18 protein-coding genes are annotated in these 18,106 nt (G+C 70.2%); 5 read left to right on the forward strand and 13 right to left on the reverse strand.

The genetic code is table 11. The features are described from left to right. Positions 1-129 precede the first annotated feature (129 nt). Positions 130-669 (forward strand): hypothetical protein, encoded by a 540-nt coding sequence (locus tag AB0M63_RS12585; protein ID WP_366019340.1) that lies wholly within the window; start codon positions 130-132, stop codon positions 667-669. Here the strand turns inward: AB0M63_RS12585 and AB0M63_RS12590 are convergent. Next, complete coding sequence (locus AB0M63_RS12590; RefSeq protein WP_366019341.1) at positions 657-1,514, reverse strand: hypothetical protein; 858 nt, start codon at positions 1,512-1,514, stop codon at positions 657-659. The two genes, AB0M63_RS12585 and AB0M63_RS12590, sit on opposite strands and share 13 nt — an antisense overlap. A gap of 406 nt (positions 1,515-1,920) precedes the next feature. On the opposite strand from AB0M63_RS12590, the gene AB0M63_RS12595 reads away from it, so the two are divergent. Then, the gene (locus AB0M63_RS12595; RefSeq protein ID WP_355916855.1) at positions 1,921-3,234 is read left to right on the forward strand and encodes a hypothetical protein; all 1,314 of its coding nucleotides are present in this window, start codon (positions 1,921-1,923) and stop codon (positions 3,232-3,234) included. Between the two features lie 502 nt (positions 3,235-3,736). On the opposite strand, the gene AB0M63_RS12600 is transcribed toward AB0M63_RS12595, so the two are convergent. The 4 genes from AB0M63_RS12600 to AB0M63_RS12615 form a co-directional block, all read right to left on the reverse strand. After that, on the reverse strand, positions 3,737-4,345 hold the full coding sequence (locus AB0M63_RS12600) for a TetR/AcrR family transcriptional regulator (RefSeq protein WP_355916858.1): 609 nt from the start codon (positions 4,343-4,345) through the stop codon (positions 3,737-3,739). A gap of 318 nt (positions 4,346-4,663) precedes the next feature. Beyond that, complete coding sequence (locus tag AB0M63_RS12605; protein WP_355916861.1) at positions 4,664-6,082, reverse strand: HupE/UreJ family protein; 1,419 nt, start codon at positions 6,080-6,082, stop codon at positions 4,664-4,666. Then, entirely contained in the window at positions 6,082-7,191 is a 1,110-nt protein-coding gene (locus AB0M63_RS12610; protein WP_366019342.1) for a DUF3500 domain-containing protein, read from the reverse strand. The genes AB0M63_RS12605 and AB0M63_RS12610 overlap by 1 nt, the downstream gene beginning before the upstream one ends. Before the next feature lie 257 nt (positions 7,192-7,448). After that, positions 7,449-8,075, reverse strand: coding sequence for a TetR/AcrR family transcriptional regulator (locus AB0M63_RS12615; protein WP_366019343.1), 627 nt, complete (start codon positions 8,073-8,075; stop codon positions 7,449-7,451). 90 nt (positions 8,076-8,165) lie between these two features. On the opposite strand from AB0M63_RS12615, the gene AB0M63_RS12620 reads away from it, so the two are divergent. Together AB0M63_RS12620 and AB0M63_RS12625 are read left to right on the forward strand one after the other, a co-directional pair. Further along, positions 8,166-8,831: a methyltransferase domain-containing protein gene (locus AB0M63_RS12620; protein WP_355916870.1), complete on the forward strand. Its 666-nt coding sequence runs from the start codon at positions 8,166-8,168 to the stop codon at positions 8,829-8,831. Between the two features lie 118 nt (positions 8,832-8,949). Further along, positions 8,950-9,180 (forward strand): hypothetical protein, encoded by a 231-nt coding sequence (locus tag AB0M63_RS12625; RefSeq protein WP_366019344.1) that lies wholly within the window; start codon positions 8,950-8,952, stop codon positions 9,178-9,180. Between the two features lie 2 nt (positions 9,181-9,182). Here the strand turns inward: AB0M63_RS12625 and AB0M63_RS12630 are convergent, their stop codons facing one another. Together AB0M63_RS12630 and AB0M63_RS12635 are read right to left on the reverse strand one after the other, a co-directional pair. Continuing rightward, entirely contained in the window at positions 9,183-10,295 is a 1,113-nt protein-coding gene (locus AB0M63_RS12630) for a histidine kinase (protein ID WP_355916873.1), read from the reverse strand. Continuing rightward, entirely contained in the window at positions 10,292-10,960 is a 669-nt protein-coding gene (locus tag AB0M63_RS12635; RefSeq protein WP_355916876.1) for a response regulator transcription factor, read from the reverse strand. The genes AB0M63_RS12630 and AB0M63_RS12635 overlap by 4 nt, the downstream gene beginning before the upstream one ends. A 176-nt stretch (positions 10,961-11,136) precedes the next feature. Here AB0M63_RS12635 and AB0M63_RS12640 point away from each other — a divergent pair, with 176 nt between their 5' ends. Further along, on the forward strand, positions 11,137-12,375 hold the full coding sequence (locus tag AB0M63_RS12640) for a DUF418 domain-containing protein (protein WP_366019345.1): 1,239 nt from the start codon (positions 11,137-11,139) through the stop codon (positions 12,373-12,375). Positions 12,376-12,421: 46 nt separating this feature from the next. Here the strand turns inward: AB0M63_RS12640 and AB0M63_RS12645 are convergent, their stop codons facing one another. The 6 genes from AB0M63_RS12645 to AB0M63_RS12670 form a co-directional block, all read right to left on the reverse strand. Then, positions 12,422-14,038, reverse strand: coding sequence for an MFS transporter (locus AB0M63_RS12645; protein WP_366019346.1), 1,617 nt, complete (start codon positions 14,036-14,038; stop codon positions 12,422-12,424). A 91-nt stretch (positions 14,039-14,129) separates the two neighbouring features. Then, on the reverse strand, positions 14,130-15,548 hold the full coding sequence (locus AB0M63_RS12650; RefSeq protein ID WP_366019347.1) for a DUF2252 domain-containing protein: 1,419 nt from the start codon (positions 15,546-15,548) through the stop codon (positions 14,130-14,132). Positions 15,549-16,149: 601 nt separating this feature from the next. After that, positions 16,150-16,434 (reverse strand): SHOCT domain-containing protein, encoded by a 285-nt coding sequence (locus AB0M63_RS12655; RefSeq protein ID WP_366019348.1) that lies wholly within the window; start codon positions 16,432-16,434, stop codon positions 16,150-16,152. 29 nt (positions 16,435-16,463) lie between these two features. Further along, on the reverse strand, positions 16,464-16,886 hold the full coding sequence (locus AB0M63_RS12660; protein ID WP_355917003.1) for a DUF6325 family protein: 423 nt from the start codon (positions 16,884-16,886) through the stop codon (positions 16,464-16,466). Positions 16,887-17,022: 136 nt separating this feature from the next. After that, positions 17,023-17,514: a hypothetical protein gene (locus AB0M63_RS12665; protein ID WP_366019349.1), complete on the reverse strand. Its 492-nt coding sequence runs from the start codon at positions 17,512-17,514 to the stop codon at positions 17,023-17,025. Next, complete coding sequence (locus AB0M63_RS12670; RefSeq protein WP_366019350.1) at positions 17,511-17,969, reverse strand: SHOCT domain-containing protein; 459 nt, start codon at positions 17,967-17,969, stop codon at positions 17,511-17,513. Before AB0M63_RS12670 ends, AB0M63_RS12665 begins: the two co-directional genes overlap by 4 nt. Positions 17,970-18,106: the final 137 nt, after the last annotated feature.

Consider the following 18,106-nt stretch of genomic DNA (forward strand, 5'->3'; position numbering starts at 1 on the left):
GGCCGAAGCGGACATCGCGCAACCGTCGCCGTACCGCGCGCGGGTGGTTGAACATGAGGTGTGCGATTCGATTCCGTTCCGATGCCGGCGACGGTCGAGGCCAGGCCTCGTGACAACCGTGGCTATCCCGTGCCCGCCATCACCCCGTGGGAGGGTGGCGAGCCGCAGTTCGCGATCACCGACTACGGACGCAGCGCCGAGTGCGCGCGACAGCGGCTGTGTTCCGTGTGCGACACCCTGATGCCCAGGGGCCCGGTGTGGCGGGTGGTCGGGGCCGCGGAGAGTGCCGCGATCGGTGCGGCGCTGGCCGCCGGGCGGCCGTACCGCAATATGTCGGCGACGCTGGAGGGCCCGGGGCATCGCGCGTGCATGCTCTACGCCTCGATGGTCTGCCCTTATCTGGCGCGCCCCAACGCGCGCCGGGGGCTGAGCGCGGACAGCCCGGACGACATGACCGCGCATGTCGTCCGGGGCGCCGTCCGGGGGGAGTTGGGTGCCGTGGTGGGGTTCGGCGACTACGAGTTCGCCGTCACCCGGTCCAAGGTCCTGTTCCGTTTTCTCGATGTGGTCGAGTATCTGCCGCACGACACGGCCGACGAGCACCTCGCGGAGCTACGGGCCGAACTCGCCCGCTCCGGCGGCGGGTTGGGCGGCGGTCAGCCGCGGTAGGCGGGCAGACCGGTGTGCCGGGAGACCTTGACGGGCTTGCCGAAGCCGTGGGCGGTCCTGGTGACGGTGTACGTGCCGGTGGGGGCGCGGAAGGCGATGGTCCTGCCGTTGGGCGACCAGGTCGGCTCGGTGTAGTTCGTGGTCGCGGTGGGGGTGATGTCCTTGACGACATTGGTGCCGCCGCCGAAGTCATCGACGAAGAGGTGGTCGTGTCCGTGCACGGAGCGGACGAAGACGACCTCCTCGTCGTCGGGGGAGAGCGCGGGCTCGGAGCCCTTGGCCAGCGCGCCGCCCTGCTGCCGCAGGTAGTCGTCGCGGATGTAGACCTCGCCGGTGCGGGTGTTCTCGTAGACGGCCGTGCCGTACGCCCCGCCGACGTTGGGCCAGGCGTTGTCGGTCTGCGGGACGGCGCCGTCGCCCGCGTAGCCGTTGAGGCTGATCTTCGCCGGCCTGCCGTGGTTGCTGGTGGCCTTGACGCCTTCCAGTACGGTCCTACCGTGGATCTTGGCGGCGAAGACGAGGTTGTTCTTCGCGGGGATCCCGTTCGCCCTGTCGGCCTTGGCGACCTGCCAGGTGGGGTGCGACCACGTCTGCCCGCCCGGGTTGGCGGCGACGGTGACACGGTGGCTGCCGTCGGGGTTGGACACCACGAGGTCGCCGTGGCCGTCGATGAACGCGGCCTTGCCGCCGCCGGGGTTCCAGGCCAGGTCACGGACGGTGGTGCCGAAGTCGATCGACCTGCCGCCGACGAGGACGTGGCGGGTGCCGTCGCTGATGGTCAGCCCCTGGGCACGGTGACGGCCCGTACGGACGGAGCGGCCGTCGCTACGGCGGCACCGCCGCACAGGGTGAGCAGTGCGGCGGTACCCGCGGTGACGGCGGCCGCGGTACGGCGACGGTGACGAGCGGACATCGTGGTTCCCCCAGGACGTGAATGACGCTGGCGCGGACGCTGACGCTGACGCGGCGATGAGGGGAGTCTGCCAACGGGGGGTGACGGAGCTGTGCGTTCACTGTCACAGCTGTGCAATAGCGGGCAGATGAGATGAAGAGGCGCAGGACGGGCGGTGGCCGTCCGACGGGGTCCGCGCCCGCACCTAATCCCTGTGCGCCTGTGCTGAGCGGTCGATATAAAGACGGTCGATACAAAGGCGAAAGACGAAAGACGGACGACCGGGGCGGGCGGTCCGCAGCGGGCTTCCGCCGTCTCGAACGCGTCAGAGGGTGGGGATCAGAGTGTTGTTGTGGAGGATGCGCAGATGGGTCACGGTGGCCGTCGCGGCCGCCGCGCTCGGCATGGGGGGTGTGACCGCCGCGCACGCCGCGGACCAGCCGGAGGTCACTTACGCGGGGAGCGTGTCGGAGGACCTGGGGACCCTGCAGATCGGTGCCCGGTCCGGGGCCGACATCACGAGCATCACGGCACACCTGGTCTCGTACACCACGCAGACCGAGGTCGCCGAGATCGGGACCAAGGACTTCCGGCTCTTCTCCGGCACGCGTCAGGACGGCACCTGGCGTACCCGGAAGCCGTTGAAACTGCCCGAGTTCGGCTCGTACCGCGTCGACGTGGAGGTGACGGACGCCGACGGCGGCCATGTGCGGCAGCAGTCGGCGGGGGACTTCGCCTACTTCGTCGTGGCGAAGTTCGGCGCGCTCACCGTCGATCGCACCGCCATCGACCGGGACCACCGTGACGTACGGGTCGAGGGGACGCTGTACGGGCGGTGGCCGACCCGTCAGGTGCGGCCGCTCGCGGCACGTCAGGTGGAGATCAACGTCGACTACTGGACGCAGACCACGGTGACCACCGACGCGCGCGGCCACTTCACCGCCTCGGTGCGGCTCGACGGCGCGGCGCCCGTCCAGGCCGTGTTCAGCATGGACGGCGGTACGCCGACGGTCTTGTACGGGGAGTCGGAGCCGGTGCAGATCGGTGTCGACCAGATCCCGACCCGCTTCACGTCCACGGTGAGTGCGACCGACGTCGACTTCGGTCAGCCGGTCACGCTGAGCGTCAAGGTCGAGCAGAAGACCGCGGACGGCTGGGTGCCGCTGGCCGGGCGATCCGGGGGCGTCCTGTTCGGCCCCGACGACGCGCAGACCGACACCGTGGGCCGCTTCACCACCGCCGACGACGGCACCTTCACGATGAACTACACGCCATGGCAGGGCGGTTACTTCCAGCTCGCCCTGGACACCTCGGACGATCCGTTCCTCCAGGCCGGCACCGGTACCAGCGACGTCGTCCATGTGCACCGGGCGTCGAAGTTCACCGCCTTCACAGCCGCCCGCTCCGACACCGGGCAGGTCCACGCCGAGGGGCTCATCGACTTCCCCGACGGGTGGACGCCCGCCTGGATCTACGTCCACATCCAGTACTCGCCCGACGGCGTGACCTGGTCGACGCTCACCACGGTCGAGGCGTCCTGGGGAGGCAACGGCAACGACTTCGCCGCGGACCTCGACCAGAGCGGCGCCGGCTACTACCGGGCCGTCTTCGACGCCGACAACAACTTCCAGTCGGCTACCTCGGAGACGGTCTTCGTACCGGCGTCCACGTAGGGGCTCCGTCGTCGCATCGAAGCCGGCCGACGGGTCGTGGTCCGGTGCGTCAGCCCCATGAACTGTCGGGCGCCGCACGGTAGTTGGCGCGAGCGCTGCCGGGGCGCCTGGACGGGACCGGACTTGCCGGGGCACGTGGCTGGACATGGCCACCGCCCCGGCTGTGTCGGGTCCCGCGTCACCCTGTGGCGTGGTCTGTGCGGTGTGGGTTTGTGATGTCTTGGTCGGGGGCTGCCGGCAGGTGTGTGGACTGGCCGGGAGCGGTTGGGTGCGTGGGCCGGTCTGGACTTGGTTGGGTGCGTGGCTCGGACATGGTCACCGTCCCGGCTGTGTCGGGTCCCGCGTCATCCCATGGCGTGGTCTGTGCGGTGTGGGTTTGTGATGTCCTGGTCGGGGGCTGCCCGCAGATGTGTGGACTGGCCCGGAGTGGCTGGGCGCGTGGGCCGGTCTGGACTTGCCTGGACGCACGGCTCGGACACGGCCCGGTCGCGTCGGATCTCCCTCACCCCCCGACGAGTCCCGCCCGGCGCAGATCCGCGATCCCCTCGTCGAGGGCTGCACGCAGATGCGTGGACCGGCCGGTCGACAGCAGGATCGACACGCCCCCTTGGATCGCGGCCAGCAGCGCCGCGGCCCGTGCGTCGACATCAAGCCCGTCGGAGAGTTCGCCCGCCGCCTGCAGCGCCCGGATGCCCGCCGCCAGGCTCTCCTGCCACCCGCGAAACAGCTCGACCACGATCGCCCGCGCCCCGGGGGTCGAACGCCCGACCTGAAGGAACAGCGCGCCGAGCGGACACTGGTCCCCTTGCGCCTCGTAGCGCTTGATCACCGCGTCCCGCCACCGGTCCCAGGCCTCCCAGGAATCGAGGCGTCCCAGATGGGGCTGCTGGTCCTCCAGGACCTGGTCCGCCTCGAACTGGGCCACGGCGAGGAGCAGTTCGTCCTTGCCGGCCGGGAAGTAGTGGAACAGTTGGCTCTTGCTGGCGCTTGTCTGGGCCATGATGTCGTCCAGCGTCGCCGAGGAAACACCTTTCTCCCGCAGCACCTCCGCCGCCCCCTGGACGATCCGGCCCCGCGTCGCCCGCCCCTTCGCCGTCAGCTTCCCGGACATGACCCGCCTCCTCACAGTGGCAGTGGACTGGGTGGTCCATCTTGCCCGCCTCCGAGGGATGTGAAGCCGAAGTCGAGGCCGACCCCGACCCCGACCCCGACAATCAACGTCCTGGCCCGGATCCGGCGCTCGGCGAGTGATCGCTGACGGCAGCAAATGGAGCCCTGGAGCCCTGGAGTGCAGGATCGCGCTGGTGTTGACCGTGGCGAGGAGTCCCTCTCGGTGAGTGAAGGGTCGCCGTCGCAGGAGCACATGGCGTGGGCTCGGCGGCGGCAGACCAGCATGAGGGGCATCGACCCGACGCGGGTCGAGGTCGGCTCACTGACGTGAGACCGCCTCGGCCCCGGCGGTGAACGCGGGCGGAGTACCCGCCCTCTCCTCGCTGCCCCGTCCGCGACGGTGGGTGATCATCCGGAGCGTGGCGAGCAGAGCAGTGGAGGCGAGGACGAGGAGCAGTTGCGACGTGTGCGTGCCGGCGCTGTCCGCGGCGCGGGCGACGGGGTTGGGCAGGCCCGAGCGGTCGAGCAGCCAGCCGAGGGCCAGAGCGGCGGTCAGCAGCGCGCAGGCATTGCGCACGACTGAGTGCCTGCGCAACCGGACCAGGCAGATCAGACTCGGCAGGGCGAGCAGGACCAGGAGGAGTTGCATGCATTCGATGCCCAGGTTGAAGCCGGCCAGGCTGAGGGCCAGTTGGGCCGCCGAGAGGTGCATCTCCGCCAGGACGAAGGAGAACGCCAGGCCGTGTCCGAGACCGAAGACACCGGCGATGACGGCCTCGTGTCCCGGAAAGATCGGGCGAACGGCGTGCACGGCCCCGACGAGAATGCTGAAGGCGATGAACGCCTCGACCGGCTGAGCCGGGATGTCGAGGCGACCGAAAGCGCTCACCGCCAGCGCCAGCGAGTGGCCGAGAGTGAACGCGAGAGTGGTGCGGCCGATCCGGCCGAGGGCGGTGCGGGTGCCTACCGTCCCGCGCCAGCGGTTCCCGGCCGCCTGGAGCGGTGCCGGCAGCAGCAGGATGAGCAGGAACAGCAGATGGTCGGTGCCTTCGAGGATGTGGTCGGCGCCGAGCCGGAACATGGCGTAGGTCCCGCTCCAGACACTGCCGCCGTCCAGGTCGACGGTGAGGGGGGCGATGGTCATGGACCGGGTGTCGATGCGGATGACGCCGACCTGGGTCGCGCCCTCCTGGCCCTTGCCGGCTACTTTGCCGGTGGCCCAGTCCTGACGGACGGAGACCAGGACGGTGTGCGTGACGACCTGGTGGACGATGGCGTCGTAGTCCAGGACGAACCGCCGTACGTCCCCGCCGGGAGGCGGTGTGAGGGTGGCCTGGACGGTCAGCTCCCGGTAGACGCCGGTGGAGGTCTGCTCCGCCCGGCTCAGTGCCATGGTGCCGAACGTGACGGCCCATGCCTGGCCCTTGCCCTTGCCCTTGCGGGAGGTGGGGCGGACGTGGGCGGACAGGTAGCGGCGGATCGCGGGGATCCGTGCCGACAGTTGCCTCGCCGTGGTGGTGTCGTCCAGGACTATGCCGCTGGCCCGGGAGAAGTCGCTGAGCGGCAGGTCCAGTTCGGCGGTCACCGACGCCTCGTGCACGTCGAGCAGGAGCACCGAGTGCGGCATGGGATGCGCGGCGGCCGGCGGCGCCGCCAGAAGCAGCGCCGCCAGGACCGCCACCGCCAACCCGACCGTCATGCGGAGCGCCGATGACAGGGAGAGCGGCGAGCGGTTCATCAGAAGGCGAACTCCCCGCCGTAGTCGCGGGTGTGGTCGCGGTAGACGGTGTGATAGTGCACCTGGTTGCGGTAGATGACGCCGTTCTGGCAGACGAACTCGATCCACACGCCGGGTCCGTCGATGCGCACGTAGTCACCCTGGCTGCTCAGGCCGCTGCCGCCCGAGTAGGAGATGTAGGTGCCGGCGAGCTCCGACTGGTAGGTGGCCAGCAGCGAGGCGGAGGTCGTGTCGTCCGCGACCTTGACCCACGGGGCGATGGCCGCGAGCACGAGCGCCTGCTGGGCGCTGGAGAGTCCGCTGACCGCGAGGCCCTGTTTGGTCGTCGGGAACTGGCCGTCCTTGCCCGGACCCAGCAGTACGTCGCTGAACGACGACGACAGCTTGGCCTGGGAGAGCTGGCTGCTGCTCAGGCCGGAGAGCATGGCGAGCATCGCGTCGCGCATCCCGCTCAGCGGGGCGTACGTGGTGCCGTTCGAGGTCCAGCTCGACGGCTCCACGCCGACGAAGTAGGGGGTCGTGCCCTCGACCGCGCCGTCCTTGTAGGTGAGGTTCACCGCGAGGTGGTGGCCGCCGAAGTGGAGCTGCCAGGTGCCGCTCGTGCTCGGGGTGCCCAGGAAGGCCAGGTAGTAGTTGCCGCTGCCGTAGCCGCCGGAGCTCTGCCCGAGGATGTCGTCGGCGGCCAGGATCTTGGAGACCTGGTCGTACCCGGTTCCGCTGCCCGTCCCGGTGGCCGCCTGGACCACCGCCTTGGCGGCGGTGAGCTGGGTGCTGCTGAGCGTGCTGAACTGAATGCCGACGCGGCAGGAGGAGCCGCAGGGGAGGTTCGACCAGGCCGTGGCGTTGGCCTCCGTGAAGCCGAGGAGCACCTGCGATTTCTGGCTCGTGGACAGGGTGTTCAGGAACGCGTTGGCCGCGGTGACCACGTCCGAGACCGCCGCGGTCGACACGGTCGTGGTCGCCGCGGCGCTGGACGAGTCGCTCTGGGCGGTGGCGGCGTTCGCGTGGACGTAGGCCCCTCCTAAGAGGAAGACGGTGGCCGCCGTGAAGGCCACGCCCGTCCGCTGCCAACTCCCCGCCAGTCTGCTGCGTGTGCTGTTTTCTGGCACCTTAGGGTCCGTTCGGTAGTAGTCCGCAGGGCTTCCGAATACCGCCTCACCAGCTGTTTTGTCATGGATCTGACAACTATTGCCGCATGTTGGGCCGGTGAGGGGATCCGGAAGTCCTGTGTCGTTGTCTGAACGCACTGGAGCGCAGAAAACGGTGCTGCGCATCGCCCCGAAAAGCAATCTGAGCAACCTGTGAATCACCCAGGAATCGAGAGTGGCTGTTTTTGACCGTCCTCGTACCGCCGGATGCGGCCTGCTCAGCGCCCGGTAAGGGTGTTCAGCGTCATGCTCACCAACTGGCCTTCCATCTCTGCCTGTTCGGGCATGAAGGCCGCCCGGAAGGTGCGGGCGTGCAGCAGGGACAGCAGCCACCAGGCGGCCGCCTGCGGTTCGAGGTCCCGGCGCAGCGTGCCCTCCCGCTGTCCCTCGCGGACCAGTTCGGCGAAGGTGTCGGCGAAGCGCTGGTGCGCGGCCCGGACCGCCTCCCGCAGCTCGGGCTCGCCGGTGAGTGTGAAGGCGTCCGCGAAGAGGAAGCCCAGCGAGCCCCGGGAGTGGAAGCGGGCCATGTGGTCGGGCTCCAGGAAGCCGGTCAGCAGCTCGCTGACGGACTGGCCGTCCTGTACGGCCTCGGTGAGCATGGCGCAGGCGTGGGAGACGGCCCGGTCCAGGACCGCCTGGTACAGCGCGGCCTTGGTGCCGAAGTTCTGGAAGACGACCGGTTCGCTCACGCCGACCCTGGAGGCGACGGCGGACATCTTGGTGCGCTGGTAGCCGGTGTCGGCGAAGACCTCCGTGGCCGCCGTCAGGATCGACTCCCGGCGCTGGGCCGGGGTCAGTCTGACGCGCTTGGTGCTCGGTTCCGTGCGCTTCGTCGACTCGCTCACCTTCGCATCGTACGACCTCTTGCCGCCCTTACTTAGTCGTGACTAAGCTGAAGTCATAGACTTAGTCGTGACTAAGTAAGGAGATCGGTCGTGAAGAATCTCGGACAACTGCTCCAGCACGGAAATCCGCATCCCGACACCGAGGGCCTGACCATCGCCCACGCCCGGGGCTACGAACTCTGCGGCGCCCTCTGCTTCGGCGGGATGCGTCCCCGCGCCTACACCCGCCTGGCCCGGCTCAGCGGTGCGCGCCCCGGTGACCGGGTGCTGGACGTGGGCTGCGGCACGGGCTATCTGACCCGGCGCATGGCGAAAGCCGTCGGCCCGAACGGGTCGGTGCTGGGCATCGACCCGTCCGCCGAGGTCATCGGGTACGCGCGCGGCAGGACGGACGAGGCGCACTGCTCGTACGAGACCGGTGTCGCCGAGGCGCTCACCGCCCCCGACGCCTCCTTCGACGTCGTCGTCACCAGCCTGGCCGTCCATCACCTGCCCGAAGACGTGCGGCCCCTCGCGCTCCGCGAGATGTACCGGGTGCTCCGCCCCGGCGGGCGGCTGCTGGTCGCCGACTTCCGACCGCCGCGCACCCGGGCCGTGCGGCACCTGATCGCCGCCAGTGCCGGGCATGTCATGGCGGAGTACCGCGTGGACCTGCTCGACGGGCTCGTCGCGGACGCGGGCTTCGCGGTACGGGGTCGCGGGGACGTACGGCCGTGGCTGCGGTACGTGCAGGGAGTGCGTCCGGAGAGGCCGTAGCGGCGGGATGCCGCGTGGAGCCGGTGGCGGCTGCCCGGGCGGGGCTGTTCTCCGTACTCGGTACGGCGGTCGCGTCCACGGTCCATCAGCCGGCGTTCGACTCCAGCCCCTCGTGCCGGTGTACGGGCTCTCGCCGCCCTGGTGCTCTTCGGCGTCGCGCTGCCCGGCCCGGGTCACGACAGGCCGCTGGTACGGCAGTTGGCGCCGGCGGCTCGCGCGCAGGCGGTCCTGGGCCACGTCCTGCGACGCGGGCCAGCCGGTCGAGATGTTCGTGCGGTACGGGCGTTGGTTCGCCGAGGAGTTGGTGCCGGAGGTGGAGCGGGACTGGACCCGTCCCCCCCGCCCGTGATTTCAGGACGCGTCCTGAACCGGAAGCTCCAGCCCCAACTCGTATCCCCCCTCGGCCGTGGGGCCGGCGGTGACGCTGCCGCCCAGGAGTTCGGCGCGCTGGCGCAGGCCGACCAGGCCGTGGTGGGCGCCGGGGAGGGAGAGGGCGGGGCGGTCGGGGGCGGAGTTGGTGATCACTGCGTAGAGGGTTTCGTCCGTGTGCCCGATACGGATCGTGGCCCGGGCTCCGGGAGCGTGTTTGCGCACGTTGGTCAGGGCCTCCTGGACGGTGCGGTAGACGGCGCGCTGCACCGTGGGCGGGAGGTCCTCGGGCAGGTCGGCTCGCAGTTCGGCCTCGATGCCGCTGCCGCCGACCAGTTGTGGGAGGTCGGCGAGCAGCGGCTGGGGGGTGAGTTCGGTGGGGCGGCTGGCGGCGGCTCGCAGCACGCCGACCATGTGCCGCAGTTCGTCCAGGGTCTGCACGGCGAGCCGCCGTATGTCCGCTGCGGCTTCCTTCGCCTCCACCGCCCGGCTGCTCACCTGGAGTGCTCCGGCCCGTACCGCGATCAGGCTGACCTGGTGGGAGACGACGTCGTGCATCTCCCGGGCGAGCTGGGCGCGTTCCTTGGCCAGCACGCTCTGGGAAAGCAACTGGCGTTCGCTCGCGCGTGCTTCGGTGATCTCGTCGAGCCGCAGCGCGAGTTCACGGCGGGCCTGGCCGAGCTGGCCGAGGAAGACGGGCGCGGCGGCCGTCGCCAGGCTGTAGGTGAGCGTGATCAGGTCGAACGGGTCCGTGGGGTCGGCGAGTTCCGGCGTGGGCCACCACCAGGCGGTGGTGTCGCTGACCGTGAACGCGAGGGCGCAGCCGGCCAGCAGAACACGATGGCGGCTGTGGGAGGCGAGAGTGAAGAGCGCGACCAGGGTGGCGAGCACCGCGTCCGTGACGAGCGTGGACGGCAGCGCGAGCAGATACGTCAGCAGCGGCAGTCGGCGGCGCAGGGCGAGCGCGAAGGCGCCGAGCAGGGCGCAGGCCGTGGCCGGGCGGTTGTCGGGCTCGACGTGCACCCAGACGTCCAGCAGGGCGAAGGCGATCAGGGCCGCGTCGATCAGGGCGGCGGGCGGGCGGCGACGGTTCATCGGCCCTCCGGCACCGGAGGCGGCTCCTTGAGCAGACCCGCGCGGTCCGCGAGCAGCGCCGCCTGAACACGGCTGCCGACCTCCAACTTGGTGAGAACCGCGCTCACATGGTCCTTGACCGTCGCGGTGCTCAGATGCATCCGCCGCGCGATCTGCGTGTTGGACAGACCCTCGGCGACCAGGACGAGCGCGGTCCGCTCCCGCTCGGTCAGCCGTTCCACGACGAGGGCGGCCGGGTTGCGGGGATCGGCGTCCAGATAACCGTCTACGACGGTACGGGTGACCTTGGCCGACAGCACGACCCCACCGTCGGCCAAGGAACGTATCAAGTACGGCAGTTGCTCCGGATCGGTGTCCTTCAGCAGAAAGCCGGACGCCCCCGAACGCAGGGCCGCGGCCACGTACTCGTCCATGTCGAAGGTGGTCAGCATCGCCACCACCGGCGGCTGAGGCAGGCGCCGCAGCTCGGCCAGCACGGTGAGCCCGTCCACGTCCGGCATCCGGATGTCGAGCAGCACCACGTCCGGCCGCGCCTCCCGCGCCGCACGGACCGCCTGGCCACCGGAGACCGCCGCGACGACCTCGATGCCGTCACCCGCGTCGAGGATGTGCCGGAACCCCGTACGGATCATGGCCTCGTCGTCGACCACCAGAACCCGGATCATTCGTGCTCCGCTCACCGCCCGACCACCGCTGGATCGCTACGACGCCCGGGACCGGCCGGCGGTTCCTGACAGGCCCGTTCGTCCACCGGCGGGGGTAGGTCCCGCCGGTCGGCGGGGGCGACTTTGGCCGGCCGCCGGATGGGCCGGAGCCCCGCCGGGACCCGACGCTGGAGCCCATGACACAGGAAGCACCAGCCGCCCTGCCCCCTCCGTCGCCGGCATTACTCCAGCGGAAACCTCTGTTCCTCTCCCGCACCGCGTCGCCGGGACGGCTGGTCGGCATCGACCTGGCCCGAGGCCTCGCGGTCCTCGGCATGTACGCGGCCCACGTCGGCCCGGACCCCACCATCGGCGGCCCGCTGGGCTTCGTACTGGAACTGCCGCGCGGCCGTGCCTCCGCCCTCTTCGCGCTGCTCGCCGGCTTCTCGCTCGTCCTCATCACCGGCCGCCCGCACCCGCGTACCGGGCGCGCGGGACGGCAGGCGGTGGGCAGGGTCGTCATCCGCTCGGTGGTCCTGATGGCGCTGGGCTACGCCCTGACCGCCCTGCACACCGACGTCGACGTGATCCTCTCCTTCTACGGCCTGCTCTTCCTGGCCGTCCTGCCGCTGTACCGGCTGAGCGCACGGACGCTCGCCGTCATCGCCGGGGCGGGCGCGCTGGTCCTGCCCCAAGTGCTGTACGTGATACGCCGGTCCATCGAGGGCGGCGACTGGGCGGACACCGTCATCGCCGGTGACCCGCTGGCCCGGATCACCGGCACGGACGGCTTCATGGAGCTGCTGTTCACGGGCGAGTACCCGGTGCTCACCTGGATGTCGTTCGTGGTGGCGGGCATGGCGGTGGCCCGCCTCGACCTCGCGGGAGGCAGGACGTTGGCCCGACTCGCATGTACCGGCGGCGCGTTGGCCCTGATCGGCTACGGCGGCTCCTGGCTCGCCCTGCACTTCGTCACGCATGCTCGCGGCACCGTCGCGGCCGCCACGGACGGTGTCTCACCGGGCTCCGCCTGGTGGTCCGACACCGTCGGCCAACTCATCGACGGCACCCCGGCCGACTGGTTGCTGGTGGGCGCGCCACACAGCCAGACGACGTTCTCGATCCTCGGCAACACGGGCGTGGCACTCGTCGTCGTGGCCGCGTGTGTGGCCGCCGCGGACCGGATGCCGCGCCTTCTCCGCCTGGCCACCCCGGTCACCGCGCTCGGCATGGTCGCGCTGACCGCCTACGTCCTGCACATCGTCGCCATCCGCGTCGTCGGCATGCGGGAGGAGACGGGCCCGGCCCTGCTCGCCCTGCTCCTCTTCACGGCGACCGCCCTGCTCTTCGCCACGCTGTGGACCCGGCACTTCCGACGCGGCCCACTGGAGCAACTGCTCCATGCCACCACCCGGGCCGCCTGTCGCGTCAGGTGATGTGCGGGGTCGGGGGCCTCCGGAGTCGTCGTGCCACCGCCGGGTGCTACCGCCCCGTCGACCGGGGTTGGGCCGTCGGGATCCGTGAGGTGAAGAACAGGGCGAGCAGCGCGGTGAGGGCGAGTACGGCGAGTGCGGCGCGCAGGCCGTCGAGCCGGGCCTCGGTGTTCGCGTCGAGCACCTTCCGGGATGCCTCCGCGCTCACACCGGCCTTATCGAGAGCGGTCTCCAGCTGAGCGTCCGACAGAAAGGGCGCGCCGCTCTGGAGTTCGACGGATGCCCGGCTCTTGACGTCGCCCGGCACCGCCGGGTTCTGCTCGACAGCGGTCAGGAACGACGATGTGAGCGCGGCGATGAGGATCGACCCGGCGAGTGCCGTGCCGATCGAGGCGCCGAGGTTGGTGACGGCGTTCTGGACTCCCCCCACTTCCGGACTCTGTGCCTCGGGCACCGCGGACACGGTGACCGAACCGAGCTGGGACGCGAGCGCGCCCATACCGAGCCCGATCAGCAGGAGGGGGATGGTGACGATCTCCCCACCGGCGTCCGCGTCGAGCGCGGCCATCAGGACCACCGCGCCCGCGAGCAGCGCGAGGATCCCGAGCCGTACCACCCGTCGCGGTGAGACGTCCGGGAAGAAGCGGGGGATCAGGACCGCGGCCGCCAGCAGCGTCAGCGAGAGGGGCAGAAGGCGGGCGCCGGTCTTGAGCGCGGACAGGCCCAGGGCGACCGACAGATACAGCGGTACGACGAAGAACACCCCCATCTGCACGAGGTACTGGAAGAAGAACATCGTCAGACCGCCGGTGAGCTGCTTGTTCTCCAGCATGGCCGGGTCGACGAGCGGCTCCCCGGACCGCCGCACCACGCGTGCCTCCCAGCGGAGGAAGAGCCAGAGCAGAAGCAGACCGGCCAGCATCAGCCACACGACCAGCGACACCCCGAGCCACGAAGGCGCGTCGGGTTTCGGCTGGAACCAGCCCCACTCGTCCGAGCGGAGGACCCCGTAGACGAAAACCCCGAGCCCGGCGGCGGAGAGCACGACACCGACGAGATCGATACGCGCGCGTTCACCGGTCGGCGCGTCGGCGATCCGGCGGGCGAGCAGCAGGATGCCGAGCACCACGACGACCTCGCCGGCGAACACCCAGCGCCAGGAGAAGTACGTGGTCGCGACACCGCCGATGAGCGGCCCGACCGCGATCGCCACCGCTCCTGCCGCCGTGACGAGGCCGTAGGCGGCGGGACGGCGTTCCACGGCGAAGTTGCTCGCCACGAGCGTCACGATCGCGGGCAGGATGAGCGCGGCTCCGATCCCCTCCAGGAACGCCCAGCCGATCATCAGGACGGTCAGGTTCGGTGCGAGCGCCGTGGTCAGGGAGCCGCAGCCGTAGATGCCGCAGCCGATCATGAACGCGCGTCTGCGGCCGATCAGCGCGCCGACCTTGCCGCCCGGGATCATGAACATCGCCATCACCAGGGTGTAGGCCGTGATGGCCCCCTGGATGTCGGTCACCGTCGAATCGAGGTCCTCGGCCACGGTGGCGATCGAGACGTTCATGACCGAGCTGTCGAGAGCCATCAGGAACTGCCCCGCCCCGAGTGTCAGCAGGACGACTCGCGCTCTCACCGGGTGTGGGGCGGCTTCTGCGATGGGTGCCATGAGCGAATCGTGACGGTTGTGCCGAGGGCGGGCACTCGACGCGCCACCGGGGTCGACCGGTTGGCGGCGACGGGGCGAGCGCTCAGGTCCTTCAGGCCGATTCGGCGGGAACCCGGCCCATGCGGACGGCGTCGACGAGTGCCTGGTGGTCGTGCTCGTTCTGGTCGGCATAGCGTTCGGCGAACACCGCCAGCGCCCGGTCGAAGGTGTCTCCAGCGCCGAGGTAGGCGGCGATGGCGATCCGGTCACCGGACCGGGCGTGGGCCCGTGCCAGCGTGGCACCGCACACCTCGCCGAAGGCCCGCATGTTGTCGGGCGTCATGGTCTCCGGCTCGGCGATGCCCTTCCAGTCCCGTAGCTGCCGTATGTAGAAGTCCCGCCGTCGGCCGTCGATGCCCTCGACACGTTCCCAGCCAAGGAAGATGTCGCTGGTGGCCTGCATCAGGCGCTGGCCGGACACCACGCGCTCGCCCTGCGTCCGGTGGGCGCTGGCCCCGGCATACGGTGCGAGGACGGACTGGTCGGCCTCCTTGGCCTGCAGGAACAAGGGGTCCTCGTCGTCCCTGCCGAGCAGGAGCAGGATCCAGCAGCGGGTGCCCACGCTGCCGACTCCGACGACCTTGCGCGCGATGTCGGCCAGCCGGTACTGCTCCAGCAGGAAACGCCGGTCCGACTGCAGGGTCTGTCCGTAGCGCTCGATCAGACGGTGGAGGTCCCGCTCCAACTGGTCGCGCTCGCCGCCGGGAAGGAGGTCCTGCAGGGGCATGATCAGCGGCGGGTCCGGGGCGATGCGTCGATGGCCGTCGACGACGGTGGTGAGTCTGTCGAAGGCCTGGAGTGTGTCCCGCCGCTTCGCCTTGGCCACCGTACGGGCGAAGCGCTTACGGATCCGCCGGTCGACCTGGGGCGAGTACCGCTCGGCGATCGACTCCACGTCGAACCGGGCGTACCAGACCGGCAGATTGCCCATCCCGGCGTAGACGCGCATCTGCTCACGGTACGAGCGGACGGTCGCCCGTACGATGGCGGCCCGTTCCCCGGCGCTGAAGCCGTTGGCCCGGCCGGCGATGACGAAACTGGCGGACAGACGCTTCACGTCCCATTCCCACGGGCCGGGCAGGGTTTCGTCGAAGTCGTTGATGTCGACCATGAGACGGCGTTCGGGCGAGGCCAGCAGCCGGAAGTTCAGCATGTGCGCGTCGCCGCAGAGCTGTGTTCTGAACCCGGTCTTCGGTGTGTCGGAGAGATCACCGGCCATGATGGCCGCGGCACCCCGGTAGAAGCGGAACGGCGACTCGGTCATCCTGCCGTAGCGGATCGGCACCAGTTCGGGCACCCGCGTCGCCGACTGCTTCTCGATGACTTCCACCGGGTCAGGCCGCTTCCCCCGGGGTTCGTACTCGGCGTGGCTGGAACGCGGAACCGCGGACCGGGCGTCCTTGCCCCGCGCGGCACGTTCCTGAGGTGTGCGGTGGAGTACGTCCTCACTCAACGTGTGGTCCATGGCCATTGCAGAGGCTCCCCTCAGGGCGCCGACGCGTGGGCAGGAACTCGGCTTGACCACATGGGGGTTCGGCGGTCCGGACGGTGAATCCGTCTCGCGGCCGACGCCACCCGGTCGGCGAGTGGCTCTCCCCACAACTTATCGCCGGTGGGAGACCTCTACCAGTCGGCGAGGGACCGTCCCGGTGCGCTCCGGACCGCGCCGGGCGCGGCTGCGGCGGACCCTGGAGCGTGGGAGCGCGGCCGGGCGAATCACGACCAGGGGCCGGCCCGCACAAGCTGCCACTCCGGCATGACCGCCGGTGGACCGCTCCTCGCGTCGGATCGGATGAGGGAGGGCCCTCATGACCGATTACCCGCCCATCGCCGACCACGGCATGGTGGGCGATGGGCAGACCGCCGAGCTGGTGTCCTCAGGGGGCACGATCGACTGGTGGTGCACGCCCCGTTTCGGCTCGGCCAGCGTCCTCGTCGGCGAGCGCGTCCCAGTCCCACTCCCACGAGCAGGACGCTCTGAGCCGGGCGTTTCCTCCCCTGCGCTGCCGTCCGCAGGCGACCTCCCGCGTGCGGACGCCCCCTCGCATCGGAGTGCCGGAGTGCCGGAGCGCTCAGGAGGCGAGGAGCTTGCGCTTCTCGTCCTCGAACTCGGTTTCCGTGAGAACGCCCTGGGCCTTGAGATCACCCAGCTGCTTCAGCTGTTCGATCTTGCGGGTCATGTCGGCGGCCGGCGGAGCGGACTGCTCGGCAGGGGGCGCCGGCTGCGGTGCGGCCGCCTGGTGCCCCTGTTGGTCCGCCCATCGACCCTGCTGACGACGGGATACGCGGTTCGACACGGCGGTCGCCGTTCCGGCGACGACGGCCGTGCGGGCGACGCCCCGGAGGAGTCCAGGCACGGCGATCTCCCTTCTCGCTGGCTTGCTCTTCAGGACGCGGACTCGGTCGCGTCGAGCGCGGCCAGAATCGCGGGTACCGGGATTCTCCCGGAGGCGACCAGCTCGGCACCGCCGCGCCGAAGGGCGGCGGCGAACGGCGCGGCCCAGACGTTCTCGTAGACCAGGACGCCGGCGGAGCTGCCGGGTTCCAGGGCGGCGGCTGCCTCTTGGAGGTCGTCCTCGCCCAGTAGTCCGGAGGACGCTCCCTCGAAGACGGCGAGGTCGAGCCGGCCGTCACCGGTGAGATCGCCGATCTCCAGGCCGGTCACGGATCCGTCGGTCTCCTTGCGGATGAACGTCAGGTCGAGGATGCGGATGAGGCCGCGGTCCACGAGGTCGACCAGAAGGGGCAGGCCCTCGCCGGTCATACGGTTGCCGGGGAACTCGACGACCAGATAGTCGATCGGTCCCATCCCGCCGGCTGCGTCGACTTCATCGAATGTGTCGCTCACGGGCGTCACCTTCCGGACTCGTGCGTGCTCCCCCATGTCATTGCCTGGCCGGTCCACGGGTCCTGCGGACCGGCGCCGCTCCCTGAGGCCGCTGTGCTCACGCGGGCCCGTGCGGCATGTACGTCGTCCTGTGCGCCTGACGCTCCTCGGACAGCGGACGTTCCTCGGACAGGGCGAAGAGGTTGTCGCGCGGGACCACGCACAGGGCCCAGATGATGAAGCCCGAGAGCGCGATCATCACCACCGACCACACGGGGTAGTACGGCAGCGAGAGGAAGTTGGCGATGATGACGAGCCCGGCGATGGCCACGCCGACGACGCGCGCCCAAGTCGATGTCCGGAGCAGCCCGATGCTGACGATCACGGCGAGCGCGCCCAGCGCGAGGTGGATCCAGCCCCAGCTGGTCAGGTCGAACTGGAACGTGTAGTCGCGTGTGGTGACGAAGATGTCGTCCCCGGCGACGGCCATGGTGCCCCGGAATATGTCGAGCAGGCCGACGAGGAAGAGCATCACTGCCGCGAAGGCGGTCAGGCCGCTTGCCCATTCCTGCTTCGCCGTGTTGGCCGGCGATGTGTGTGCCGCAGTCATCCTGCGCCTCGATTCGTGTCGTGCTCCGCCGGACCGTGCCCGGTCAGGACCAGTTCCTTGGCCCTGCGGAACTCGTCGTCCGTGATGTCGCCGCGGGCGCGGATCTCGGACAGCTTGGCGAGTTCGTCGACGCTGCTGGGCCGGGCCTGTGCCCCGGCAGCCTCCCTGATGTGGGCGTCGAAGGCCGCCTGCTGTGCTCGGGCCTGGGATATCTCCCGGCGGCCCATGTTCTTGCCGCGTGCGATCAAGTAGACGAAGACGCCGAGGAAGGGCAGCACGACGGTGAGCACCAACCAGCCCGCCTTCGCCCAGCCGCTCATGCTGTCGTCACGGAAAATGTCGACGACGACCCGGAGGAGCAGGACGAACCACATGATCCACAGGAAGAACCAGAGCATGCTCCAAAAGACGCTCAGCAGTGGATAGTCGTACGCGAGGTACGTCTGCGCGCTCATGTCTCTCCTCCGTCCCGGCCGCTCGCCCAGCCGTTGTTGCTGCCGTCCTCAGCGTGGGCACAGCCGGAGCCGGTGGCCTCACCCGACGCGGGTGACCTTGCGGGCGGCCCGGCTCGGGCACCGCGGACGGCGACCGG

Origin of the sequence: Streptomyces sp. NPDC051576, from assembly GCF_040681835.1 — a bacterium.
Taxonomy (GTDB): domain Bacteria; phylum Actinomycetota; class Actinomycetes; order Streptomycetales; family Streptomycetaceae; genus Streptomyces.

Bases quoted from the DNA above. Each gene is read 5' to 3' on its own strand.
- AB0M63_RS12595 (WP_355916855.1), top strand. From the start codon at position 1,921: ATGCGCAGATGGGTCACGGTGGCCGTCGCGGCCGCCGCGCTCGGCATG.
- AB0M63_RS12600 (WP_355916858.1), bottom strand. From the start codon at position 4,345: ATGTCCGGGAAGCTGACGGCGAAGGGGCGGGCGACGCGGGGCCGGATC.
- AB0M63_RS12605 (WP_355916861.1), bottom strand. From the start codon at position 6,082: ATGAACCGCTCGCCGCTCTCCCTGTCATCGGCGCTCCGCATGACGGTC.
- AB0M63_RS12630 (WP_355916873.1), bottom strand. From the start codon at position 10,295: ATGAACCGTCGCCGCCCGCCCGCCGCCCTGATCGACGCGGCCCTGATC.
- AB0M63_RS12635 (WP_355916876.1), bottom strand. From the start codon at position 10,960: ATGATCCGGGTTCTGGTGGTCGACGACGAGGCCATGATCCGTACGGGG.
- AB0M63_RS12640 (WP_366019345.1), top strand. From the start codon at position 11,137: ATGACACAGGAAGCACCAGCCGCCCTGCCCCCTCCGTCGCCGGCATTA.
- AB0M63_RS12645 (WP_366019346.1), bottom strand. From the start codon at position 14,038: ATGGCACCCATCGCAGAAGCCGCCCCACACCCGGTGAGAGCGCGAGTC.
- AB0M63_RS12650 (WP_366019347.1), bottom strand. From the start codon at position 15,548: ATGGCCATGGACCACACGTTGAGTGAGGACGTACTCCACCGCACACCT.
- AB0M63_RS12660 (WP_355917003.1), bottom strand. From the start codon at position 16,886: ATGGGACCGATCGACTATCTGGTCGTCGAGTTCCCCGGCAACCGTATG.
- AB0M63_RS12665 (WP_366019349.1), bottom strand. From the start codon at position 17,514: ATGACTGCGGCACACACATCGCCGGCCAACACGGCGAAGCAGGAATGG.
- AB0M63_RS12670 (WP_366019350.1), bottom strand. From the start codon at position 17,969: ATGAGCGCGCAGACGTACCTCGCGTACGACTATCCACTGCTGAGCGTC.